The 25,247-nt window shown below is 53.3% G+C and carries 20 protein-coding genes and 1 tRNA gene; 4 read left to right on the forward strand and 17 right to left on the reverse strand.

Annotated features, from left to right (window positions below):
* Positions 1 to 68 precede the first annotated feature (68 nt).
* A complete protein-coding gene (locus VK70_RS12740) occupies positions 69 to 926 on the forward strand; it encodes a GNAT family N-acetyltransferase (RefSeq protein ID WP_025694200.1) in 858 nt (285 codons plus the stop codon).
* Between the two features lie 115 nt (positions 927 to 1,041).
* On the opposite strand, the gene VK70_RS12745 is transcribed toward VK70_RS12740, so the two are convergent.
* Positions 1,042 to 1,800 (reverse strand): hypothetical protein, encoded by a 759-nt coding sequence (locus VK70_RS12745; protein ID WP_025694201.1) that lies wholly within the window; start codon positions 1,798 to 1,800, stop codon positions 1,042 to 1,044.
* 1 nt (position 1,801) lies between these two features.
* Positions 1,802 to 2,254, reverse strand: a complete 453-nt coding sequence (locus tag VK70_RS12750; RefSeq protein WP_025694202.1) for a flavodoxin — start codon at positions 2,252 to 2,254, stop codon at positions 1,802 to 1,804.
* 322 nt (positions 2,255 to 2,576) lie between these two features.
* Here VK70_RS12750 and VK70_RS12755 point away from each other — a divergent pair, with 322 nt between their 5' ends.
* Positions 2,577 to 3,440, forward strand: coding sequence for a class I SAM-dependent methyltransferase (locus VK70_RS12755; protein ID WP_025694203.1), 864 nt, complete (start codon positions 2,577 to 2,579; stop codon positions 3,438 to 3,440).
* Between the two features lie 4 nt (positions 3,441 to 3,444).
* The gene (locus VK70_RS12760; RefSeq protein ID WP_025694204.1) at positions 3,445 to 4,188 is read left to right on the forward strand and encodes an RluA family pseudouridine synthase; all 744 of its coding nucleotides are present in this window, start codon (positions 3,445 to 3,447) and stop codon (positions 4,186 to 4,188) included.
* 138 nt (positions 4,189 to 4,326) lie between these two features.
* On the opposite strand, the gene VK70_RS12765 is transcribed toward VK70_RS12760, so the two are convergent.
* The 6 genes from VK70_RS12765 to VK70_RS12795 form a co-directional block, all read right to left on the reverse strand.
* On the reverse strand, positions 4,327 to 4,767 hold the full coding sequence (locus VK70_RS12765) for a MarR family winged helix-turn-helix transcriptional regulator (RefSeq protein WP_025694205.1): 441 nt from the start codon (positions 4,765 to 4,767) through the stop codon (positions 4,327 to 4,329).
* Between the two features lie 222 nt (positions 4,768 to 4,989).
* On the reverse strand, positions 4,990 to 7,431 hold the full coding sequence (gene gyrA, locus VK70_RS12775) for a DNA gyrase subunit A (protein WP_025694206.1): 2,442 nt from the start codon (positions 7,429 to 7,431) through the stop codon (positions 4,990 to 4,992).
* 230 nt (positions 7,432 to 7,661) lie between these two features.
* The gene (gene parE, locus VK70_RS12780) at positions 7,662 to 9,644 is read right to left on the reverse strand and encodes a DNA topoisomerase IV subunit B (protein WP_025694207.1); all 1,983 of its coding nucleotides are present in this window, start codon (positions 9,642 to 9,644) and stop codon (positions 7,662 to 7,664) included.
* Positions 9,645 to 9,709: 65 nt separating this feature from the next.
* Positions 9,710 to 10,699, reverse strand: coding sequence for a DUF2705 family protein (locus VK70_RS12785; RefSeq protein WP_025694208.1), 990 nt, complete (start codon positions 10,697 to 10,699; stop codon positions 9,710 to 9,712).
* Entirely contained in the window at positions 10,692 to 11,675 is a 984-nt protein-coding gene (locus tag VK70_RS12790; protein ID WP_025694209.1) for an ABC transporter ATP-binding protein, read from the reverse strand. The genes VK70_RS12785 and VK70_RS12790 overlap by 8 nt, the downstream gene beginning before the upstream one ends.
* Positions 11,676 to 11,693: 18 nt before the next feature.
* Entirely contained in the window at positions 11,694 to 12,629 is a 936-nt protein-coding gene (locus tag VK70_RS12795) for a GDSL-type esterase/lipase family protein (protein WP_025694210.1), read from the reverse strand.
* 188 nt (positions 12,630 to 12,817) lie between these two features.
* Here VK70_RS12795 and VK70_RS12800 point away from each other — a divergent pair.
* Positions 12,818 to 12,890, forward strand: a tRNA-Lys gene (locus VK70_RS12800).
* Between the two features lie 119 nt (positions 12,891 to 13,009).
* On the opposite strand, the gene VK70_RS27215 is transcribed toward VK70_RS12800, so the two are convergent.
* From VK70_RS27215 to VK70_RS12845, 9 genes are all read right to left on the reverse strand, one after another.
* Positions 13,010 to 13,765 carry a CAP domain-containing protein gene (locus VK70_RS27215; RefSeq protein WP_025694211.1) on the reverse strand — a complete coding sequence of 252 codons (756 nt, stop codon included), beginning with the start codon at positions 13,763 to 13,765 and terminating at the stop codon, positions 13,010 to 13,012.
* Between the two features lie 199 nt (positions 13,766 to 13,964).
* Positions 13,965 to 15,917, reverse strand: a complete 1,953-nt coding sequence (locus tag VK70_RS12810; protein ID WP_025694212.1) for a WG repeat-containing protein — start codon at positions 15,915 to 15,917, stop codon at positions 13,965 to 13,967.
* A 185-nt stretch (positions 15,918 to 16,102) separates the two neighbouring features.
* On the reverse strand, positions 16,103 to 17,110 hold the full coding sequence (gene mglC / locus VK70_RS12815) for a galactose/methyl galactoside ABC transporter permease MglC (RefSeq protein ID WP_046723345.1): 1,008 nt from the start codon (positions 17,108 to 17,110) through the stop codon (positions 16,103 to 16,105).
* Between the two features lie 30 nt (positions 17,111 to 17,140).
* Positions 17,141 to 18,652: a sugar ABC transporter ATP-binding protein gene (locus VK70_RS12820; RefSeq protein WP_025694214.1), complete on the reverse strand. Its 1,512-nt coding sequence runs from the start codon at positions 18,650 to 18,652 to the stop codon at positions 17,141 to 17,143.
* A 141-nt stretch (positions 18,653 to 18,793) separates the two neighbouring features.
* On the reverse strand, positions 18,794 to 19,870 hold the full coding sequence (locus VK70_RS12825; protein WP_025694215.1) for a galactose ABC transporter substrate-binding protein: 1,077 nt from the start codon (positions 19,868 to 19,870) through the stop codon (positions 18,794 to 18,796).
* A gap of 295 nt (positions 19,871 to 20,165) precedes the next feature.
* Entirely contained in the window at positions 20,166 to 20,540 is a 375-nt protein-coding gene (locus VK70_RS12830) for a NifB/NifX family molybdenum-iron cluster-binding protein (protein ID WP_025694216.1), read from the reverse strand.
* A gap of 129 nt (positions 20,541 to 20,669) precedes the next feature.
* Positions 20,670 to 21,692, reverse strand: coding sequence for a substrate-binding domain-containing protein (locus VK70_RS12835; protein ID WP_025694217.1), 1,023 nt, complete (start codon positions 21,690 to 21,692; stop codon positions 20,670 to 20,672).
* On the reverse strand, positions 21,689 to 23,515 hold the full coding sequence (locus tag VK70_RS12840; protein ID WP_025694218.1) for a sensor histidine kinase: 1,827 nt from the start codon (positions 23,513 to 23,515) through the stop codon (positions 21,689 to 21,691). Before VK70_RS12840 ends, VK70_RS12835 begins: the two co-directional genes overlap by 4 nt.
* Positions 23,516 to 23,518: 3 nt before the next feature.
* Positions 23,519 to 25,162: a response regulator transcription factor gene (locus VK70_RS12845; protein ID WP_025694219.1), complete on the reverse strand. Its 1,644-nt coding sequence runs from the start codon at positions 25,160 to 25,162 to the stop codon at positions 23,519 to 23,521.
* Positions 25,163 to 25,247 lie beyond the last annotated feature (85 nt).

Raw genomic sequence — 25,247 nt, forward strand, 5'->3', positions numbered from 1 at the left:
AAACTGCCCGTTATTCGCAGCAAAATGTCCGCCCGGGCTGCGATTCCAATGATTAGGAGGAAACGGGTTTGGCGACACAGGAAATTTTACACGAAATAGAGGAATTACAGCGCCGCTGCGAAGAGTATGACGGCATATCGCTGAAGCTCAACTGGGACTCGCTGCGAAGCGAGCCGGGGGCCGGAGGCGCTCAGTGGCTCTACACTTACGAGGAGGGACTGCTGGCGGGATTTATCGGACTGTACAGCTTCGGCAGCGAAGTTGAAGTTTGCGGAATGGTGCGGCCCGGCTACCGCCGGCGCGGCATCTTCACCACCCTGTGGCAGCAGGCTTATAAACAGATCGTCCGCAAGAAGGCGAAGAGCATACTGCTCAACGCGCCTGCAGCTTCCAAATCCGCCGCAGGCTTTCTGAAGACCCTGCCGATCGAGTTCAATCATGCGGAATACCAGATGAAATGGGACTATGACAAGGCAGAGGAACGTTCGGCTTTCGAGAACAAGATTTTGCCTGATGACATGGTGATCCTTCGTCCCGCCCGCGCCGATGAGAAGAGACTGCTCGCCGTTCTCGACAGCATGGGCTTCAACACGACGCTGGAAGAAGCGGTAGAAATGTATGAAGAGCTGGATGGAGAAAGCAGCAATGAGCATATCATTATTGAGCTTGACGGGCAGCCCGTAGGCAAAATGCGGCTGTGGACAGAACATCACGAAACGTGGATCTACGCCTTCACCGTAGATGAGAAAATGCGGGGCCGGGGCATCGGGCGCAGCGCCCTTATTCAGACGATTCAACGGGAAAGACGCCTCGGCAACGGTATTTATCTGGAAGTCGCACTGGACAATCCGAATGCGCTCGGATTGTATGAGAGCTGCGGATTCGTCATAACCAATAAGCAGGATTACTATCGTTATATCGGCTAGACAAGTTAGATGACCACTAAGCGTGAAAGATCCGCCGGGAAACCGGCAGCATGAAGACCCTATGGTCCGGATACGGTCCATAGGGTCCTTGTGTGTCACAGCGCGGCAGCATGGGTCACATCAGGAGATGCCTTGACAAGCTGTTCTCAGCGGCTCTGCTTCGGCTTTCACCCTTTGACGCGCAGTCTGCGCATCCGCTGCTTCGCTCGCCATTCCATACGGCCAGCAGCCTTAAGTAATCGAGCGAGGCTTCCAGTGTATAGGCATTTCCGTCGTAGCGGCGCATCTCCCCCTCCATCAAATAATGGAGCTCCACACTCTCGGGCGGCGCGCCGAAAGTCTTGCGGCAGAACACGTTGGCCATATGTATAAATCCCCGGGCAACCTCCTCATTTCCGCATACCATGAACTTTTGCACATTCAGTCCGCCTCCTCTGCTGCGGGAGTGCCAGACCAATTGAAAGATGATGGACAGGTTCATTTGGAGTTCAGGTACAGGAACATACCACTGTTCATACAGCATGAACGGAACCTCTCCGGCATGGCAGCTGCTCACTAGACGGACCAGCGCATCGGATATCGTATTTTTAACCTCCCAGTAGTGCAACAGTGAAAGGAAGGACCGGGACTGCGGAGGCCATCTCCGCTCCAGAAGAAACTGAATAGGCGTCTGACTGCGAACCTCGGGCGTTAAGCTGTAATAGTCATTTAACGTATGACCGACCGCATACTGCACCTGCTGCCGCCACAAAGGCAGTTCTTTTCCGCCTCCGCTTGCCTCCGCCATATCCAGCAACGCACGCTCTGCGACATAATCGTGTAATTTACGAAGACGGGGGACCGGATTAGCGGCTGCGCCGCATGCCGCGCTCATCTTAAGATACCCCTACGCAGGCCATGGCAAAACGCTGTCCGAATTTGCGGCAATCCTCTTTCTCCATAGCAGTCGGCCCATATTCTATTTTCAGACTCGTCTGTACAACGACGGCGCCTCTTTCCTTCAGCTTTTCTTCAATCAGGTCAACCGCACCGCAATAGACGTCATACCCGGAGTCGCCGCTTCCGAATACGGCGGCCTTTCTGCCTGCTAAGTCTATTTCATCCAGCTCCTCATAGAAATCGAGGAATTCATCCGGCACTTCTCCGTCTCCCCAGGTGTAGGCTCCCAAGACCGCACCATCATAGGATGCGATATCGAAGGCGCTGCAGTCGGTGACCGATTTCATGATCGTCTCCCCTCCCGATTGGCGGATTCCCTCCGCGATCAGTTCCGCTATTTCCTCTGTATTGCCCGTCAGGCTGGCATATACCACTAATATTTTAGTCATGTTCCATATCCTCCCCTAAATGACAGAAAGCCGTTATTGAAAACACTGAAAGTATCCCTTCTCCAGCAGCGGTGCGGGATATAGACCTATTCTATTGATAATGATTATCAATGTCAATAAGGTTTTGCAGCTGAATGCTTGCCTGCGTTTTTCACAGCCCGGCAGAACGGCTTTCTTTATCATGACTTTTATAGAATCGATACAGCCGATGCATCTAAAAAGCAGTGTTTACGCGATTGTCTTCAGCAGCCCGGCCGTTTGTTATAAACCGGCAAAATGATGTACAATATAGGCTAAATGAATTTTTGAAGGATGGATTAACATGTACATGGCTCGGGACTGGAAGGATTATGAGATCATCGATACTGGAGGCGGAGAAAAGCTGGAGCGCTGGGGGGATATCATTCTTCGGCGGCCCGACCCGCAAATTATATGGCCGCTTCCAAAGGAAACGCCGCAGTGGAAGGATGTCCACGGACATTATCATCGCAGTTCATCAGGCGGCGGCCACTGGGAAATGAAGAAGAGCATACCTGACAGCTGGAGCATCAGCTACGGCAAGCTTAGATTCCATCTTCGTCCAACCAACTTCAAGCATACGGGATTATTCCCGGAGCAGGCGGCCAACTGGAGCTGGATGATGGACAAGATTGCGGGCGCGGGACGCAAAATACAAGTGCTTAACCTGTTCGCATACACCGGCGGCGCAACCGTCGCGGCGGCCAGCGCAGGCGCTTCGGTCGTGCATGTCGACGCGGCCAAAGGCATGGTACAGTGGGCAAAAGAAAACCTGCAGCTGTCCGGCCTCGGAGAGCGTCCGGTCCGGTTCATCACCGACGACGTCTTCAAATTTGTCCAGCGTGAACAGCGCCGTGGCAACAAATATGACGCGATTATTATGGACCCTCCCTCCTACGGCAGAGGCCCCGGCGGCGAGATGTGGAAGCTGGAGCAGAACTTGTATCCGTTTCTGGAAAGCTGCATGAGCATAATGAGCGACAACCCGCTCTTCCTGCTCATCAATTCCTATACGACCGGCATCTCCCCTACCGTTCTGGAGAACATGCTGGCCATGACGATGAAAGCTCGTTATGGAGGCATGCTCAGCTCCGGAGAGATCGGGCTGCCGATCACTTCCTCCGGGCTGAATCTGCCTTGCGGCATTCTCGGCCGCTGGGAGTCCTAGAGCCATGGTGCAGAGCGTGAATGGCGGACGGGAAGACGGACTGATGCCGGATTCCTTTCAGATTTTGTATGAAGATAACCATCTTCTTGGGATCGTTAAGCCGGTTAACATTCCCGTACAGGAGGATGCCACGGGAGATGCCGATCTGCTCACCCTGCTGAAAGAGGACGTCAAGCGGCGTTATGATAAGCCCGGCAATGTCTATATGGGCCTCGTTCATCGGTTGGACCGTCCCGTCGGCGGAGCCATGGTGTTCGCCAAGACCTCCAAAGCGGCTTCGCGGTTATCGGAAAGTGTCCGCAGCCGGAACTTCCGTAAAGGCTATTTGACCGTCGTACACGGACGACTGCCTGCTCAGAACGGCAGATTGAGAAATATCCTGCTTAAAAACGCCAAGACGAACACGGTCACCGTTGTCCGGGAAGGCACACCGGGCGGCAAGGAAGCCATTTTGGATTATACCGTGCTGGGCTTCACCGAAGGCTTCAGTCTTGTAAAGGTTGACCTGCTTACCGGACGGTCTCATCAAATTCGCGTTCAGCTCGCCCATGCCGGCTGTCCGCTGTACGGAGACCAAAAATACGGAGCGTCCGTCAATAAGCCCGGGCAGCAAATCGCGCTGTGGTCCTCGCTCGTCGGATTCCCGCATCCCGTTACTAAGCAGGAAGTCGAACTGATCTCACTGCCTCCGCGTCAATATCCTTGGGACCTGTGGAACGCAGAGCTTCAGGAGCGGGCCCTACGGTAGAAGCAGCGTCGCTGGTCATGCTTGCCGGGTGTTCCCACAATAAGTCCATGTCAGCAAATTGCTGACCATTGCAAGAAGCAGGCTATTCCTCTGTGGGATAGGCCTGCTTTTGTTATTTCTGCCCCGCCTAAGTCCCGGTTATCTGGTCATTTCCAGAGGGGTGGGTTCGTTTCCCGGAGCCACGAGTTTCCCCATCAAATACAGTAGAAGCTGCTGGTTATGGGCCGAAATATGGTCCAGCACTTCCGCGAAAAAATCGCTGCGGATCTTAAGGCCGCGCGCGGTTTCCTTCCTGCCGAGATCGGTTATGCTGACCCAGACGATCCGGCGGTCGGAAGCATCCCTGTCTCTGATAATCAGTCCGCCGCGCTCCATCCGGTCGAGCAGCATGGTCACCGCAGCAGGACTGGTAGCCAGATGCGGAGCCAAATCGGAAGGCTTGGCGGCTCCCTTTTCCTGAACTAGTTCAAGCACCGTAAGCTGGGCGTCGGTAAGCGTGGGAGCAAGCTTTGTATCCATATGAACCTTATAATCTTTAAGAATTTTATGCCATATTTTACTGAATTCAAAGGAGTTCACAGTTGTTCCTTCCTTTCTTGGCGAAAGATCCGTTATTAAGATATGTTCGCGGAAGAGTTTCCTTTTCCTGCAAGTGGAAAAAAATAAATAACTCCGTGAACTTTTACCCACAGAATAGACGTATTAATCAGTTTTCTTCCCATAAAAAAGGCATCCGCGCCTCTGTCGAAAAGAAGCGGCGGATACCTTTTGCGGTTTCTGCCGATATCGATAAATTCCGCTTTAATTCACGGAAATTTGCACGCTGATGATCTCGTCTTTCTTCTCCAGCGGAACAAGAAGCTTGCCAGTCGAACGCCGGTCGGCGATTGGCGCGGCTTCCGAAGAGAAAGGGTGCAGCGCCCCTTCGCGTGTAATGGCAGTCAGTTCGAACGGTTCTCTGCAGTAAAATGCACCGATAATGCGGCTGCCGTTCGGACGGACGCGCTTGCCTTCCTTGAATTCAAATGTCGGCAATCCCTTGCCGCCCCGGCTCTGCGGCATATAATCCAGCAGCAGGCTTCGCTTACCGTAGCCCAGCTCAGTCACAACCAGAACCTCTCCCTCGTCATCCGAGACGCGGAAGCAGGACACCACCTCATCGCCTTCGCGAAGCTGAATCCCTTTTACGCCGGCGGCCACGCGGCCCATCGGGTTGACTTCGCTCTCGCGGAAGCGGATGCTCATGCCTTCCTTGGTGACTAGCATTAGATCTTTGTCTCCACTGCTCAGCATAACGGTCAGTACCTCGTCCTCCGCACCCACCTTGCATGCGGCGACGGGGCCGCTGCGGCTGGTGGAGTATTCCTTAAGCTCAGTCCGTTTCACCTGTCCCTTGCGGGTAACAAAGAACAGGCTTTGGCCAGCCTCTTCGAAATTGCTTACAGGTATCATTCCGGCTATGCTGTCTCCCTTGCCCAGACTGATCACGTTTACGATCGCGGTGCCCGGATCCTTCCATTTGAACTCCGGAATCTGATGGACCGGCAGCAGGAAATATTGCCCTTTGCGCGTAAATACCAGCAGACTGTCCCGAGTATTGACGTCGAGCAGGTTAGCGATGTAGTCGCCCTCCTTGACGCCGGAAGCATTCCGTTCGCCGCCGGAGCGGGTGAAGGATAGCATAGTTGTCCGCTTGATATAGCCGTCCCCCGACAGCGCAACAAGCACATCCTCCGCGTTGACCAGCGCCTCAATGCTGACCTTGAGTTCCTCCACTTCCTCCTGAATGGCGGACCGGCGGTCGATCCCGTATTTATCGCGGATCTCCATCAGTTCCTTACGGATGACGCCGATCAGCTTCTTGTCGCTCTCCAGAATGCTGCGCAACGCAGCAATTTTCTTCTGCGTCTCCTCCAGTTCCTTCTCCAGCGTCTTGATCTCCAGATTCGTCAGGCGGTACAGCTGGAGAGTCAGGATCGAATCGGCTTGTCTTTCGCTGAAGCCGAACATCCAGACCAGATTGTTCTGGGCGTCCTGACGATTCTTGGACGCTTTGATGGCGGCGATTACTTCATCCAGAATATTGAGGGCCTTGACCAGTCCTTCCAGTACATGTGCCCGATCCTCCGCCCGCTCCAGATCGAACTGGGTACGATGCGTAACGACTTCACGCTGATGGGCAATGTAAGCTTCAAGGATAGCCTTAAGGCCAAGCTGCTGCGGCGCTTTATTGACAATAGCGACCATGTTGAAATTATAAGTAATTTGCAGGTCGGTCTTCTTGAGCAAGTAGGCCAGAATTCCCTGCGCGTCGGCGTCCTTCTTCAGCTCCACAACGATGCGTAGACCTTCGCGGCCGCTTTCGTCGCGTACTTCCGCGATGCCTTCAACTTTTTTCTCAAGGCGGATATTCTCCATAGCGGTAACGAGACGCGATTTGACGACCTGAAACGGAATTTCGGTAATGACGATTTGCTGCTTGCCGCCGCGCAGATTCTCGATCTCCGTCTTGGAGCGCAGATAGATACGCCCTTTGCCTGTCCGGTAAGCGTCCATAATTCCGTCGCCGCCCATAATAAGCCCGCCTGTCGGAAAATCCGGCCCTTTCATGAAGGTCATGATTTCTTCAAGCTCGATCTCCGGCTTCTGCATAACCGCAATGCTGGCGTCGATCGTCTCGCGCAAATTATGCGGCGGGATCTCCGTGGCGAAGCCGGCAGAGATCCCGCTCGTGCCATTTACGAGCAGATTCGGATAACGCGAAGGAAGGACGACCGGCTCTTTTGCCGTATTGTCGAAGTTATCCTTAAACAGCACGGTACGCTTCTCGATGTCGCGCAGCATTTCCATGGCAATCGGTGACAGCCGGGCCTCCGTATAACGCATGGCTGCCGCAGGATCATCATCCATCGAGCCCCAGTTGCCGTGTCCGTCAACGAGCACATGCCCCATTTTCCAAGGCTGCGCCATCCGTACCATGCCCTCATAGATCGACGAGTCGCCGTGCGGATGATAGTTACCCATTACATCACCGACTGTCTTGGCCGACTTGCGGTACGGCTTGTCCGGTGTATTGCCCGAATCGTACATCGCGTACAGTATTCGGCGCTGGACGGGCTTCAGCCCGTCGCGGACGTCGGGAATGGCCCGGTCCTGAATGATATATTTGGAATACCGGCCGAATCGGTCGCCGACGACCTCTTCCAGAAATGCCGGCAAAAATTGTTCGGATAAACTGCTCATGTATTCACCTTCTGTTCCTCAAACTGTCGCCTGACTAAAAAGTGTGATGATTGATATGTGCCGCTGCGCGACGGTTTGGACTTCCGGTCGCTGTTGTCTCCAAATTCCTGATTTAACTTTCAGAGGTTGGAATTCGGAGACAAAGGCGAACGCTATCGCTCCTTCAGTTCCAAACCTTACGCTTCGCTCTTATCAATCGTCAAGTTTTTAAAACCTCGAAATTCTCGTCACTACTCTACGATCTCGGTAAAATCGACATTCTCGACAATCCAGCGCTTGCGCGGGTCAACCTTGTCGCCCATCAGCGTGGACACGCGGCGCTCCGCCTTGGCGGCATCCTCGATCTGCACCTGAAGCATGTTCCGCGACTCGGGATTCATCGTCGTCTCCCACAGCTGGTCGGGGTTCATTTCGCCGAGCCCTTTGTAGCGCTGGAGCTCGAAGTTTTTGCCGAACTCTTTCAAATAGTTCTGAAGCTGCTCATCCGTCCAGGCATATCTGACCGTTTCCAGCTTGCCCGATTTGCGGGTCAGCTTATACAGCGGAGGCTGAGCGATATATACCTTGCCTGCATCGATCAGCGGCTTCATGTACCGGTAGAAGAACGTCAGCAGCAGCACCTGAATATGCGCGCCGTCCGTATCCGCGTCGGTCATGATGATGATTTTGGAATAATTGCAGTCTTCGACTGTGAAATCCGAGCCGATTCCTGCGCCAATGGCATTAATGATGGCCCGGTATTCGTCGTTCTTCAGTATTTCCGGCAATTTAGCCTTCTCGGGATTCATCGGCTTGCCCTTGAGGGGCAGAATCGCCTGAATCTTGGAATCGCGCCCTTGCTTCGCTGAGCCGCCTGCGGAATCGCCTTCCACAATGAACAGCTCGGTGCGGGAAAAGTCTTTGGATTGCGCAGGCGTCAGCTTGCCGCCCAGATTGGAACCTTCGCTGCGCTTCTTGCCGCTGCGTATTTCATCCCGCGCTTTGCGGGCTGCTTCACGCGCTTTGGCCGCCTGGATGGATTTCCTCAGCAGACTCTGCGCCACCTGCGGATTTTCTTCAAGAAAGCGCTGCATATTCTCGGAGACGATAAAATCAACCGTGCTTCTCGCCGAGGCGCTGCCGAGCTGGTCCTTGGTCTGGCCGACGAATTCGACCTCGGACATTTTGATGCTGATGACCGCCATCATGCCCTCGCGCAGGTCGCTGCCATCCAGGTTCTTATCTTTCTCTTTCAGCAGCCCCGTGCGCCGGGCGTAATCATTCATGACGCGCGTATACGCCGTCTTGAATCCGGTCTCGTGTGTACCGCCGCTGCGGGTCGGAATCGAGTTCACGAACGATGCGATCGTTTCGGTAAAGCCGCCATTGTACTGAATCGCGACCTCTACCTCGATCTCGTCCTTCTCGGCGCTGAAATGGATGACGTCATGCAGCACATCCTTGCCATCGTTCAGATAGCGCACAAATTCGCTGGCTCCGCCCTCATAATAATACTCGTCCTGGCGTCCGCCCCGCTCGTCCGTCAGGGTGATGCGCAGTCCGGAGTTGAGGAATGCGATCTCCTGAAGCCGTTCAGCAAGCGTATCATAGTTCAGGGAGATGCCTCCCTGGAACACGCGAATATCCGGCTTGAATGAGATCTTCGAGCCGGTCTTGTTCGTATTGCCCAATATCTCAAGACCTGTAACGGGTTCTCCGACATGTTCTTTACCGTCTTTACCGACCCAATATTCAAAGCGCTGGCGGTGTATTTTACCTTCCCGGTAAATCTCAACCTCAAGCCATTCCGACAGAGCGTTCGTCACCGAAGCGCCGACGCCGTGCAGACCGCCCGATTTCTTGTATCCCGAGCCTCCGAACTTTCCGCCGGCATGCAGGATGGTGAATACGACCTGCGGCGTCGGAACACCCGTCTTGTGCATACCTGTCGGAATTCCCCGGCCGTTGTCGGTGACAGTCACCGAGCCATCTTTACGCAGCACGATATCGATTTTTGTGCAATACTTCGCCAGATGCTCATCCACTGCATTATCTACGATTTCCCATACCAAATGGTGCAGTCCCGAGGAACTCGTACTGCCGATATACATGCCGGGCCGTTTGCGAACCGCAACCAGACCTTCAAGCACCTGAATGTCGTCAGCATCGTATCCAGTCCGGTCTGCTGCGCCGTTCTTTGAGATTTCAGCGAACATATCGACCTGTTCGGACATTCATGTTCCCCCTTCTCTTCTCTAATCCCAAAATGCAAACAAATGTTTTGGTTACTTTGTACATTCTAATTCAAAATATCCCTTTTCGTAAAGACGGCGAATGAAATGATTACAGACACGATCCCCCAAATGCTTAGAACCGCAATAGAAAAAGGCAGTGACATCCCTTCAATCGGCGCCGGAGAACCGGACAAATAATTGGTTAGGCCCAGGTTAACCATGAACAGGTACTTGGCCGAAGTCCAAGCCGATGCCATGTTGGTAAGGATTGTGCCGGCGATCAGCGCGGCCATCATGACGACGATGCTCGCCGCCGTACTGCGGAACAGCACCGAAACCATAAAGGCCAAGAGGGCGACAACTACGCTGACAAACCAAATGAGACCGGTCTGCATCAGCATATATTCCCACTGCGGCACCGAATGAACCGCGGACATATCGACCGAGTCGCCGCTTAGCTGAAAGCCGGTGAAGACCGGCGCGTTAAAGCCGCTGTACCCGAAGGCCAGTCCAGATATAAGGTAGCTTACCAGAAAGGCTGATACAATAATCAGAGACACAAACATCAGCAGCGCGATCAATTTGCTCATGAGCACCTTCCAGCGCTTAACGGGCCGGGTCAGCAGCATTTTAATAGTTCCCGTCGTGCGTTCTCCGGATACAATATCGGAAGCGACCGCCATGATCATGAGCGGGATGAACAATGAAATCGAGTTGTCCAAAAATTCACGGGTAAAGGTCACGCCGCTGGGCTCGTTCGGATTCACATTATGATCGAGATAATACTGCATTTGCTGGATAAAAACTCGCCGGTACGTCTTCCACTCCTCCGGAATCCGGCTGCTGCTGAGCGAATTTTCGTTATCGGTAATCTGCTGCTGCAATTCCAGCCGCCAATCGGAACTGAACTTCGCCCTGTTTCGTTCCGCGGAACGCATCTGGGCATAGGTGAACATCGGAACAAGCACGGCCAGAATAAGCAAAATGACGTAAAAGCGTTTCTTCTTGATTATTTTCATGCACTCATTGCGGATGAGCGGCAGCAGGCTATTCAATTGTCTCACCCTCCGTCAGTTTCAAGAATAGCTGTTCCAGTGTCGGGTTGATTTTATGCACGGCTCTGACCTCGACTCCCGAGGCGACGAGCGCCGCGACAGTATCCGGGACGGCATCGTCATCCATAATTGTTACTGCGGACCCGGTTCGCATATTCGCCATCAGCGTGTCGTCCAGTTCAAGTTCGGCAGGATCGACAAGCCGGATTCCCGCTCTTAATTCCAGCAGGGCGATGCCCTGTTCGTAAGGCTCCAGTTCCCACAGCACATAAGGCGAATTGCGGGCGACAAGTTCATTCACGCCGCCAACGGCCAGTACGCGCCCTCTGCTGATGATAGCGACGCGGTCGCAGAGCAGTTGAATTTCGCTCAGCAGATGGCTGGATACGAACACCGCCATTCCCTCATCAGCGAGTCTGCGGATGAATTCGCGCATTTCCTTGATGCCCTTGGGATCGAGACCATTCGTCGGCTCGTCCAGAATGAGCAGCCGGGGGCGTCCGAGCAGCGCCTGTGCGATCCCTAGACGCTGGCGCATACCAAGCGAGTATGTTCTCACCTTATCATGTATACGCTGGTCAAGCCGGACGGTTCGGGCAACTTCGGCGATCCGCGCCTCGTCCACTCCCGGCTGCATGCGGGCGAAATGCTGCAAATTCTCCCAGCCGGTCAAATATGAATAGACTTCAGGATTTTCGACGATGGAGCCGACATACTGCAGCGCCTTTTCGGGCTGTTTGTTAACATTATAGCCGCATACGGTAATGGAACCTTCGCTTGGCCGTATCAAATCGACAAGCATGCGGATTGTCGTCGTCTTGCCCGCTCCGTTAGGGCCGAGAAAGCCGAAAATCTCCCCTTCCCGGACGTCAAAGGTAACGTTGTCGATGATCCATTTTCTTCCTATTCTTTTGCGGACGCCGTCAACGGATAAGACGACGGCTCCGGCACTGCTTTCGTTGTCATGCGTGATCATGCATTCCACCTCTTTCCTCTACCTTACCGCCTGAACAATCCGGTCCGCCATCCGCTGATACCCACCGCTATTCGGATGAAAATGGTCGCTGGACAAATATTTACCGAGATGGCCGTTAAACAAATCAAGAGTCGGGACAAGTGTCATGCCGGTATTGCGGTTAATGATATCCATTGCCGCATTATTCCAAGACGTTACCGCCTGATTACCCGGAATAAGCATCTCTCGAAGATCCCCGAAAGGATTATACAGCCCGATATAGTAAATTCGCGCCTGCGGATTAATCTCGGATATCGTGCTTAGAATTTCCTCCAGCCGTTTCGAGGCGCCGGGAAGACTCCTGAGCAGCTGCTCAGGAGTCAAGTCCGTTAACGCAGCGTTCTCCGAGGAACCGCTGCCGGGAACCGCAGCGCTTCCCGCAGCGGCACCCTTGCTCCCGCCGGAACCCGCTTGAACTTCTGCTGACCCTGACGCGGCTTTCCTGCTCGCATCCGTTCTTCCCTCTGTTTCGTTCAGCATGCGCTGCGCTCCCTGAAACAGATCATTGCCGCCAATCGAAACAAAAATAATATTGGCCTGGCGGAGGACATACTGTACGCCTTCTTCCTTCAGCTTGTCCCGCAGCCCGGTTGTTGTCAGGCCGTTAATGCCGAGGTTCCCGATGAGCTCGGTCTTCGTTCCGTCCGCAGACAAGCCTGCCACGGCCCGCCGCACAAAGCCCTCGCCCGTATTATCTCCTGTACCCTTGGCCAGCGAATCACCAACAGCCGCGACCTTAAGGATGCCTGATTCTTCGGCAGGAGCCGCCGTATTCTGAGGAGCTTCAACGGAGTAGCTGGTTCCCCGGGGAGACATAATATCTCTAGCCGCATAAATGAAACCGATGACCAGCAGCAGCGTGGCCGCAATGGACACAAAGCTCAGACCCCGCCAGGTCCATTTGAAATCGTTCAAACCTATCCCTCCCACCCGTTCGATAACATGTGCTGTATTTAAACATAATTCTTCTATCCTTATTTTGCAAATGTACTGAATTTTAGAGAATTATGAGAGAATAAAATTAGTGTAAAAAAAATATTAAAAAAAAAGCTTGCATAACTCTATGATCAGAGTTATAATATTTTTCGTTGATCCATATTCACGGGTTATTAGCTTAGCTGGTAGAGCAGCCGACTCTTAATCGGCAGGTCGCAGGTTCGACCCCTGCATAACCCATATTAAAGAAGCACGGGAATCTCCCGTGCTTCTTTTCATTTTTCAAACAAAGAAAGACCGCCCTTCTTCTTAAGTGGAAGAAAGGCGGTCTCTCGTTGTAATGCGGTAACCCGAATGTATTATTTTCCGATAAACTCCTGAGCCCAATAGTAATTGTCAAAGCCCACTCCGATATAGTTGAAATTTTTGTTCAGAATGTTGGCTTTGTGTCCCGGGCTGTTCATCCAGGCGTTCATGACTTCTTCCGGCGTACGCTGGCCTTTTGCGATATTCTCGCCGGCATAGTTATAAGTAACGCCAAAAGAGGACATCATATCAAACGGCGAGCCGTACGTAGGGGACGTATGATCGAAATAATTGTTGCTGCGCATATCCGTCGCTTTGGCCGCCGCGACCTTGTTCAGGCTGTCAAGAGCTTTCAGCGGCGCAAGACCGGCTTTGGCGCGTTCCTGGTTCACCAAGTCCACTACTTGATTGACAAATGAGGATTTGTCAGTCTGGGCAGCCTCAGGAGCTTTTTGCGCCGGTGGCGCAGGCTTGGGCGCTGGGGCTGGCGGTGCTGCCGGTTTTGTTACGGCCGGCTTTTCCGCCGGGGCTGCTACCGGCTTAGTCTCGACCGGCTTTGCCTCTGGCGCTGGTGCCGGCTTAGCCTCAGCAGAATTGGGACAATTACCGCCTGTTGTACCTGTCAGATCAGACGGGATTGATTTACCATAACTTTGCTGTAAATATTGCATCAGCTGTTCAAAGCTGATTCCATTCTGGTCTGTCACCTGCGCCGAAGCCGCATGTGCTTGCGATGGTATGGATATGCCAAGCGCCATTACCGCCGCTACGCTTCCGCTTAATAGTGCTTTTACGATGTTGCTCTTCATTCCGCCATCTCCTTTTCTTGTTGTGTGTCTATGCCGTATTAAGAGAATAGCGGCAAAGATTACAAAGTTGTAATATGTTCCTTGGACATTGTAACATACTACTTCCCCGTTTTGTGACGTTAATTTCTGCCAACTTCGGTATCTTTGTAATCTTCCTATCGGCGTCGTGAACCTTTATCTTTGTCGTGAACCTTTATCTTTAATGAAAAGACCGCCAGAACGCCCCCTCGGTGTTGATCAGGCCCATAATCTCCGCAAAGGGAATACGGAAGGTTGGGAAGCCTGCGGCGTAAGGAGCAATCTCGTAAGGAGCGAAGTAAAGATAGAGCGCCTCACCATCGACGTAGAACGGCTGATCGGGAGCAATGCCCTTGAAGGCGCCTGGAAATACATACGAATATTGGGGATCATGTTCGATCTGCCGGGCTACAATTTCGCTGAGCCTATCCGTGTAGTTGATCGCTGGCTTGAACAAATCTTTTAGCTCATAGAATTTGCCGGACCGCAAATCGATGGGCGTAAAAATACGGGTAGGCATTCCATGAGCGGCCCCATAGGGGAAGCGGTAACCGTCTAGCTCCAGCTGCAGCAGATTTTTACGAAAAAAGGAGACTGAAAAATCACCGGTGTAGCTGTAATCCCGCTGGTCTTCAGGAATAACCTCATTGACAAGCGAAAGCTCTTTCAGTCTGTCATTGACCCGGGCGGACACGCGGGGATCGGAAAATCCCAGTACATACGGGTAGTAAACGAGATAATTGATGTCCGGTTTAAACTTCCGCTCTTCCACGCCGTAAGGAGGCCTGAGGGGTATGAGCGTATTTTCCTTCCACACCTGTTTTCCGTTCCGGTCATAATAACTAGTGCGCTGGTCCACATCCGCCCTGATCAGTCTTCCGCTGAATGAAAGGGTGCCCGAGCCCGGGACGACCGGCGGCTGTGCTGCCCGGTTTCCGCTTCGGTCGATGAAATAAGTCTCATGTTCATCATATACGGAGGCGAGTCCCTCACTGTAATTGTTCACTCCGCGCAGCGGATGGGTGGCAAGTATCCGGCCGGTTACAGCATCGGCTATGGTATACGAGGAGCCCCGGAACGGTTCAGCCGGCTTCAGAGGTGTCCCGAGCGCGACGCGGTTCTCCCCGAGCTGCTGGATGTACTCGTAACTAGGCTGAATGACAAACGTCCCGTGCTTATCGATCAAGCCATAGGCGTTCTTATAGTTCTCCGCTATGTTAACGACTGCTCTGCCTTCCGAAAAAGGCAGAGCAGTCGTAAACTGCGGCTTAATGACCGGCTTTCCTTCCTCATCGATGTATCCGTACCTGCCGTTCTCCTCCGCCTGATAGGCAAGCAGGCCGTCTCCCGGATTACCTACAAAAGGGTAATGGTACGTGTGCAGGACTTCGCCTTTTTTCCCGATTAATGCAAATTCTCCCGCCTGGACCTTAACCAGCGCCCTTCCATCCTTAAAGTCTGACGCATCCTCGTATTGGGCGGGAATGGCTTCCCGGGCGTCACGGTCCAAATAGCCGTATTTGGATTTGCCTTCCGTCTGGTTGTAAAACAGCGCACGCCCTTCGTGCAGGGAGTTCAGATAGTCGTATCTGCGTCCCGTTAACGGCTTTCCTTTTTCATCAATGAGAAAATAACCCCTGGTGTCGCTCGCAACCGCGCGTCCTTCTTCAAAAGGGCCGATAAACGCGTACACAGGCTTAACCACTTCTTTGCCCGCTGTATTGATTAAGCCGCTGTGACCCTCGGTTTGAATGACGGCAAGCCCGTTCTCCTGAAATTCTTCGGCATAGTCGAAGCGGGGTTCAATCACCGTACGGCCGTTGTCGCCGATATATCCCCAGAGCACCCCTTCTTTAAGCCTGAACGGCGCCGGGTGAAGGGAAATGGCCCGCAATTCGGCTTCGGCTTGAAATTCATCCCCCCCGGTCACATCAGCCTCACCGCTATGGATATCGATCCGGTACCAGCCAGGTTCAGACGGCACAACCGCATAGGCAATCTCCGGGTTCCGGGTATCCTGCGCCGGCTGGGAAATACGCTCATTCCATCCGCTGCCGTCCCATTTCCAAACTTCCGCCGTCCTCCATGTATTCTTCTTTGCTTCTCCCGTACCGCTTAGATCGATTTTCAACATATTCCGCTCCCCCTGACATAAGGCGTTTGCCTATAGAATATGGGATATCCGCCCATTTTGTGAGGACTGACGACGAAAAGCCGCCCCCAGGGCGGCGAAAAAAATTCCGACGGTCCAAGGAAGCGGCTTGGCTAACGTGGTATTGAACGATTTGTTAATCAACTGCCTGTTAATGGACCGCCCGCTTATTTCTTCGCGGAGTATTTCCGCATGTCGAAGGCAACCGCGGCCACGATGATAAGGCCCTTGATAATGAGCTGCCAGTAAGGGCTGACGCCGATAAAGGTCAGGCCGTAGTTGATCAGGGTGAAAATGACGACGCCGACCAACACACCGGGCACCGTGCCGATGCCGCCTGTGGTGGATACGCCGCCGACGACGCAGGCCGCGATGGCGTCAAGTTCGTACATATTGCCGTAGTTGTTCGTCGCGCCGCCCGTTCTGGCGGCTTCCAGCACACCGGCAAGACCGTACAGGGCGCCGGCGATAGCGTAAAGATACATCAGGTTCTTGGCAACATTGATGCCGGATACTTTGGCCGCCTGCATATTGCCGCCGATGGCGTACATGTTCTTGCCGAGCTTCGTTTTGTTGAAGACGACCCAGACAATGACCGCTACGATGAGGGCGATAATGACGATATATGGAATGGAATACTGTCCATTGCCGATAAAGCCGGAGCCTATATTGGTGAAATCGGGACGCAGGCCGCCGATCGGCTGGGATTGGTTCGGTTTCATATCAAAATACAAGGAGTTGATACCGTATACCATAACCATCGTGCCGAGCGTCGCGATAAAAGGCGGAACATTGAGCCTGGAGACGATCAAGCCGTTGATCAGACCGCATAACAGACCGGCCAGAATGGCGACGATAATCGGAACGATGAGCCACATTTGCGGCAGATCCGGGAAGAAACGGCGCGAATAATCCGGGATTTGCAGCATTGAGGCGGAAATAACCGCAGTCAGGCCCACGACACGCCCTGCGGACAAGTCCGTTCCGGCCGTGATCAGAATAAAGGCGACGCCCAGGGCGATAATGACCCGTGTGGACGATTGAATCAGAATATCGCGGAGCGTATTGACCGACATGAAGCTCGGCTCGTACACGGCGATACCGAGAATCAGGACAACGAGTACGAGATAGATGGCATTTTGGGTAATAAAGCTTTGCGCTTTTTTGGCGTTCATTCGATTTTCCTCCTCATAGATGGTCCTGAATCAATGCTGGGCGGCCAGGCGCATCACATCGGTTTCCGTCGCGGAGGCGCCGTCCAGGATGCCGGTCAGTCTGCCCTCCGACATCACCATGACACGGTCCGACATTCCTAGCAGCTCGGGCATTTCGGAGGAAATCATAATGATGCTCTTTCCCTGCTTCGCCAGATCGGCGATGATCGTATATATTTCGAATTTGGCCCCGACGTCGATCCCGCGCGTCGGTTCGTCCAGCAGCAGGATCTCCGGCTCGGTAAGCAGCCATCTGGCCAGCAGCACTTTTTGCTGATTGCCCCCTGACAGATTCATAATCTGCGTTTTTGTGGTCGGTGTCTTCGTGCGGAGCTTTTCGATCATCTTGTCCACTTCCGTTTTCTTCTTCTTCCCGTTCAGCAGAAAGTACAGTTTCTGATAGCGGTCCAAGTTGGCGATAGCGCCGTTCTCATGCACGGACAGCACCGGGAAAATGCCGGTAACGCGCCGTTCCTCCGTCAGCAGGGCTAGACCGTATTTTTTCGCATCCTGGGGAGAATGGATCTTGACCGGTCTGCCTCCAATGGAGATCGTTCCGGACTTCAGCGCCCGCAGGCCGAACAGTGCTTCGATCACCTCCGTCCGCTGCGCTCCCACCAAACCGCCGACGCCGAGAATTTCCCCTCTCTTAAGCTCGAAGGAGACATCCTTGAACGATCTCGGGTCCGTGGAAGTAAGTCCTTCAACCTTCAAAAATACTTCGCCCGGCACATTGAAGCGCCCGGGGAATCGGTTGGACAGATCGCGCCCGACCATGCGGGAGATAATCAGATCGGTCGTCATTTCCGCCGCCGGCCAGGTGCCGATTTTTTTGCCGTCGCGCATGATCGTAACCTCGTCGGAGATTTCCAGAATCTCTTCCATTTTGTGGGATATATAAATAATGGCAACGCCTCTTTTTCGAAGATCCCGGATAATCCGGAACAAATGCTGCACTTCCACACTCGTCAGGGAAGACGTCGGTTCGTCCATGACAATGACGCGGGAGTTGAAAGAGACGGCCTTCGCGATTTCGATCGATTGGATTTTCGATACGGACAGCTTGCCCACAAGGGTTTCCGGATGCAGATCGATGTCCAGGTCCTTGAACAGCTTTTCTGTATCCGCAACCATTTTTTTGTGGTCAATGAATTGAAGCGGGCCCAGCCCTTTGGTCGGGAAGCGTCCCAGCCAAATATTTTCCATAACGCTGCGGTGCGGCACCGGATGCAGCTCCTGATGGATCATCGAAATACCGTTGTTAAGCGCATCATTTGAATTTTGGATAACCGTCTTCTGACCGTCCAGAACAATCTCGCCGCTATCCGGCGAATAAATGCCGAACAGGCATTTCATAAGTGTGGATTTGCCGGCCCCGTTCTCGCCCATCAGGGCATGAACACTGCCGGGTCTGACCTTCAGAGTCACGCCGTCCAGCGCCTTGACGCCCGGAAATTCTTTGGTGATATGGTTCATTTCCAGCAAAAACTCGCTTTGAGCCATCGTGTTACGCCCCCTACGCTTTTTTTCTGTTCCAAGAGAGGCACAGCGGTTCCAACTTTGTCTCCTGCATTAAAAGGAACACCGGAGAGCGGCGGACCGCTCCCCGAGTTGCAATCTGCCTATACCCTGGCCGCAAAAAGCTTATTTCACCTCGGATGCGTTGTCTTTCGTGATCTTTTTGTAGGAGATCCATACATACTGGTTGTCGGAAATGTCGAAGCCCACATTGTCCTTCGTCGGCGCTTCGCCATTAGCCAGCAGAGCGGCCAGCGTAATCGCAGCCTTGCCTTGGCTCTTCGCATCGTTAAGCACGGTTCCGAGCATCGTTCCTTCTTCCAGCGCCTGCACGGCTGGAGCGGTCGCGTCAACACCTACAACCGGCATGAATTTGCCGCCGCTGAAGTAGCCCGCTGCTTTCAATGCTTCGATCGCGCCGAGCGCCATATCGTCGTTGTTCGCCAGTACGGCTTCAATCTTGTCGCCATGCGAGCCGAGGAATGCGGCCATTTTCTCTTGGCCTTTTACACGGTCCCACATAGCGGTATCTTCGGCCAGCTTCTCCACCTTGATACCGGCGTCTTCAATCGCTTGAATTGAATACTTCGTGCGCAGTTCTGCGTCCTGGTGTCCCGGTTCGCCTTTGAGCATCACATACTGCAGTACACCGTCTTTGTTCTTGTCGGCTTCTGGATGAGCCTTCCAGTAATCGACGATAAGCTGGCCTTCCAGTGTGCCGGACTCCTCCGCTTTGGCGCCTACATAGTAGACTTTATCCCACTTCTTCATATCTTCAGGAAGCGGTTCACGGTTCAGGAACACGACCGGAGTGTTGGCCGCTTTTGCTTTATCGATGATAACGCCCGCCGCCGTCCGGTCGACCGGGTTGATCAGCATGCCGTTGTATTTCTTGGTGAGGAACAGATCCACTTTATCGTTCTGTGTAGGCTGGGAGTTCTGGCTGTCCACGATGTCCACCTCGGCGATGCCCTTGGCGGATTCCTCAATCGCGTTGCGGACACCCGTCATAAAGGTATCGTCGAATTTATAAATGGCTACGCCGACTTTAGGGGTTTTGGCCGAATCGCCGCTATTTGCAGAAGTGCCGGAATTCGTTGCCGCCGCGCTGCCGGAGTTTCCCGAATTATTATTGCCGCCGCAGCCTGCCAGAGCAGCACCGAGTAATGCGCTTGCGAGTAATACGGAAGTAATTTTTTTCATGGAAATTTGACCTCCTGGTTTATTTTCTTTTTGTTCTTTGCCCCGCCGCTTCCGGGCACATTCTTATTATGCAGGAAATGTAAGCGCTTGCGAATATAAAATACTCCTCTGTTTTAGCAAAATTCTCATATCAAATTTCTCAGCTTGTCCTCCTTACGCAGACAAAAAACGGCTTTTTACCGGGTAATTGTACGGGTGAAGCGGACTTTACGCAAAAAAAAGGTTTGAGCAGACTCTTCCGTCCGCCCAAACCTTTCTTTGCTCCGCCGCCCTGTACGGCTGCGGCCGCCTAATGTTATTCCGCCTGCTCACGGTCCAGAAACGACCGGTTCTTCCGTTTGTTCTCGAACGCAATCAGCTTGCCGACCGCGTCCTCGACTGTCCCTCTGCTGGAATACACTGTAATTCCGAGCTGCTTCAGCCGCTGCTGCGCTCCCGGCCCGATCTGAAGCACCAGCACCTTGCTACAGTCCTTCAGCATATCGACCGTCCGGCTGAGTTCATCTGTATGATGCTCTCCCTCCGCCCGTGTCGTTACGTTGTCGCGGACTTCCAGCAGCGTCCATGCTCCCTCATCACTGACTTCATAAATATAAAACCGCTCGCTTCTTCCAAAATGCTGATCGACTATCTCCCCGTCGCTGCTTCCTACCGCCAGTTTGTAAGACATTGTGTATTCTCCTTCCTAAATTGCCGTCTGCAAGCCTTCCACCTGAAACTCCGCACGGCATACAGCCGCCTTGACACGGCACTACGTAGCGAAATTCTAGCATGAAAGCTGCAAATCTATCAATGAAATTTACCGCACGAACGGAAACAGCAGCTTCTGATTTTCCGGCCACAGCATATTATTCAGATCAATCAGCTTCGTCCCCGTATCGACCCGCTCCGGCACCTTGACGCCCTGAAGGATTTCCACGGCATTCTTGACCGCCAGATAACCGTTGCTGAACGGGTTCTGGATAACGGCAGCCTGCACAATACCTTCCTGAATCTGCTCCATCATGGCAGGGGAGCTGTCGAAAGCGACCATCTTGATGCTGCGGAGACCGCGCTCCTGAAGCACAGCCGCGGCTCCCTGCGACGCCGTCTCGTTCAATGCCGCGATGCCGCGCAGGTGCGGATGCCTCAGCAGCATCAGCCGTGTAAGCTCTTCGGCTTCCGCCGTGACGGAGGGCGTATAGAAAATGTCCACCACATGCACGGACGGGTAACGAGCGACGTAATCCAGAAATCCCTTTTCCCGTTCATCGGCGTCACGCGCACCGTAATCGATATCGCTCTCCGATCCGCTCTCCTGCTTATCCGAAGTGTTCGTAAAGTTCAAAATGCCGATTTCGCCGGAGCCGTTCAGCAGCTGAACAAGCCGTTCTGCGGATTTCTGCCCCGCTTTATAGCTGCTGGAGCCGATGTAAGTCGTCACTCTGGCCGATCCGACCTCGGCATCGACGGAAATGACCGGAATCCGGTAATAGGCCGCTTTGTCGACAACCTGGGCCAGACCCATATAGCTGCTCGCCGCCAGGATGACCACGTCCGCCTGCTCCTTGATGGAATCTTCGACCATGGCGATCTGCTCCTTCACATCGCTCTCCGAATCGGGGGCCTTGAAGGTCAGCTTCACGTTGAATTCCTTGGCGGCGGCCTCCGCACCCATTTTTACCGTGTTCCAGTAATCACCCCTGTTCATTTTCACGATCATGTGGATGTTGCGGGTCTTGTCTACCGTAAGCCTCTGCGTGGACGATCCCGAGCAGGAGGTCAGCGCCGCCGCCGCAAGGATGCAGAGAAACAGAGTCAGCCATCCCCGTATCCTTTTCATAGGGATTTCGCCCCTTCCTTCACCGTTTCGCCGTCGTCTCCATAATGAGCCGGAAAAGTAACCGTAACCGTGGTGCCTTCTTCAAGCTCGCTCTCAAAAGATAGGCCGTATTCCCGCCCATAGTACAAGCGGATTCGCTCATGCACGTTGCGTACGCCGACGCCGGACCCGCCTCTGCTTTTTACAGCGCCCTTTAAAATATTTTTCAGCGCGTCCCCGCTCATTCCGAGACCGTTGTCGCTGACCGTAATCACGACCAGACCGCTCCGCAGCTCCGCCGCTATATGAATGACCCCCTCATCGGGCATCATTTCGATGCCGTGATACAGCGCATTCTCGACAATCGGCTGAAGAATCAGCTTGACCGTCAGGCAATTCAGCACTTCCGGCTGCGCCTTGATCTCGTAGCGGAATTTATTTTTGAACCGGAAGCTTTGGATGACCAGATAATGGCGGATATGATCAAGCTCCTCCCGGAGCGTAATAATATTCTTGCCCTTGCTCAGACTGATGCGAAAAAACTTGGAGAGCGACTGGATCATCGTCACAACCTCCTCATTCTTGCCGCGTTCGGCCAGCCGGATGACGGAATTGAGCGTATTGTACAAAAAATGCGGATTGATCTGGGATTGCAGCACTTCCAGCTCGCCCTTGCGCTTCGTTTCCTGCTCATAAATAATCTGGTCCATCAATTTACGGATGCGCTGGAGCATCAGATTGAACCGTTTGGACAGCTGCTCCACCTCGTAAGGGCCGCAGACGTAGATCGAGGTATTCAAATCCCCCTCCACCACCTGCTGAACGGTACGCTCCAGCCTGGAGATCGGGCGGGCAATTTTGGCGGACAGCAGCACGGATACCACGATAACGCACAGGATGGACAGCGGGAGGAACAGCCTCATGAATTGATTGAGATCCCGTTTGGTCGTCACAATCTCATCGTAATAGGCGACGCCGACGATTTTCCAGCCGGTCTGATTCAGCGTGCGCACGGTGATAAACCGCTTCTCTCCCATGGATTCGTCCAGATAGCTGCGGTAGGCGTATTCCAGCACCGGCTCTACATTCTCATATTTCAGCCCGGCGTAAATAAGCTGCTGCTGCGGATGGTAGACGATATTCCCAAGCGAGTCCAAAATATAGGCATAGCCTCTTTTTCCCAGCTTGACCTGCTTGCTCAGCTCGTCAATGGTGCGAAAATTGAAGTCGACCAGCAAAATCCCTCTCTTGCTTGTTCCGTGATCCGTATAAGAGATCATTTTGCTCATGGACACGACCCAGACGTAACGTTTCTTGAATAAATTCTGGACATGCGGCTGGGAAAAAGAAATAGCTCTCGTCTTCTTGGGAGCATTGAACCAGCTTTGTTCCTCCATTCGGGTGTTGCGCCTCATCGGCGCGGACGGAACGTCCAGCACAAGGCTGCCGCCCGGCGTGAAGACGGCAAAGGATACCAAATCCTCCCGCGATTCAAGTAAAGTGGACAGGCTCTCATGCAGCACCCGGGAATCAATGGACGCATTCTGCTCAATCTGCTGCTCCGCTTTCTCGTAAATATTACGCATACCGTTCACATACAGCCCCAGGTTGTAATTGACCTGCTCAATAATCTGCTGCATATTCAGGCTCGCATTCTCCTCCGCCGTCTTCGCGAACTTGTTGTACAGCGCAAAGCTGACGATAACCGTTACCAGCACAGCGATCGAAGTCAGGGTTACCGTCAAAATCACTTGAATGCTGGCCAGCTTGGAGGTGAATTTGCCCCTGCGTGCGGCGCGCGTCTGCGGACGAAGCGGAAAGCGATTAGCCGGCTTTTTGGGCATGGGTTAGCCCCCTCTGGCGCCGTTCTTGTATTCTTTGGGCGACTGGCCGAATTTCTTCCGGAAGCAGAAGCTGAAATAGTTCGGATCGGCAAAGCCGATTTTTTCCGCGATTTCAAAAGCCTTTAGCTCCGTCGTGCGCAGCAGCTCCTTGGCCGCTTCAAGCCGGATTTGCAGGAGATAGTTCACGAACGTCATTTTGGTTTCTTTTTTAAAAATGCTGCTGAAATACCCGGTGCTGATATGCAAATGCTGGCACACCTTGCCGATCGAAATATCGGTTTCCTGGTAGTGGCTCTTGATAAAATCTTTCGCCTGCTCGACCAGTTGCTTGTAGCTGGACTGCCGCTCCAGGGCGATATGGTTCATCAGCCGGGTGCAGATATCGATAATCCACTGCTTCGCATCCTCCATATTGTTGAATTTGTTCATATCCGTCAGGGACATGATGCCAGAGCCGAACAACTCGTTCGTCTCGCCTCCAGACTCTTTGGCCATCCGCAAAATGGAGGTGATAATCTCCAGCAGAAAAATGCGGTATTCGTTCGCGGTCACCTGACTTCCGTCAAGCGTTCCGAACAATTCATTGATGATCTCCGCCAGCTCCTGTGCGGTACCCAGCTTGACTGTCCGGATAAGCGACTGCTCGGTCAATTCGTCATAGACGGGCAGGCGGCTGGTCCGTGACTCGACGTCTTCAATCCAGATCACCCGGTTGTTGCCGAGGATAAGCCGGTAATCCAGCGCCTGAAGCGCATCCGCGAACGAGTGGAACAGCAGCTCCGGCGTCCGGCAGACCGTTCCCGCGCCGATGGTGACGGTCAGCTTAAGAAATCGCTGCACGTTCTGGCGGATTTCCTCCAGAATGGCCAGAGTCCTGCCGGTAATCTCGCTTTCATCCGTTCCCGAGCGGGAAGACAGCATGACCAGATCGTCGCGGTGGATAAACACTCTGCCGACGCCGTGCTTTCCGCAAATTTCATCGGCAATGTTAAGTACGGCGAACAGCTGAAGATTGCGGTCGCCGGTATCGCGCAGGGAGACCGGATGATCCGGGCCCAAAGCTTCCGGTTCGCGAATATAGTCCAGACTGATAACAGAGGGCTGAAACCAGTCTCCGGAGAGAGAAATGCCGTACTCTCTGCTCTTCACCGCAATCTCTTCCGGCCGCAGTCTGCGCGACACGAGCGAGGAAAGAAACTGTTCACGCAGTACCGGCAGACTTTTGCGGTAATGTTCCCTGAGCACATGAATGTTTTCCTTTTCGGCGATTTCCGAATCAAGGGCTCCCTTGACCTTCAGCAGCACATCGACCAGTTCCTGAGAAGAGAACGGTTTCAAAATATATTCATCAATTTGCAGCTTGATGGCGCGCTGCGCATACTCGAATTCGTCATAGCCCGTCAAAATAATGATTTTGGTGCCCGGGTAACGGCTGCGGATATATTCAGCGAGCTGCAATCCGTTCATAAACGGCATCTGAATATCGGTAACGACGACGTCGGGCAGCAGCCGGTCAACGAGCTCCGCCGCTTCTTTGCCGTTCTCCGCCTGGTCCACTACCTCAAAGCCGTAGCGTTCCCAGTCGATCTGCCCAATAATCCCCTCTCTGACATCCGCTTCATCTTCAGCCAAAATCAATTTGTACAACACCTGATCCTCCTCACAAACGATAAAGTATGCGCTTTCATTTTTATTGTAAGGCTGACGGGCTCATAATACAAACAAGAAGAAA

Origin of the sequence: Paenibacillus durus ATCC 35681 (assembly GCF_000993825.1) — a bacterium.
Lineage (GTDB): Bacteria > Bacillota > Bacilli > Paenibacillales > Paenibacillaceae > Paenibacillus_AQ > Paenibacillus_AQ durus_B.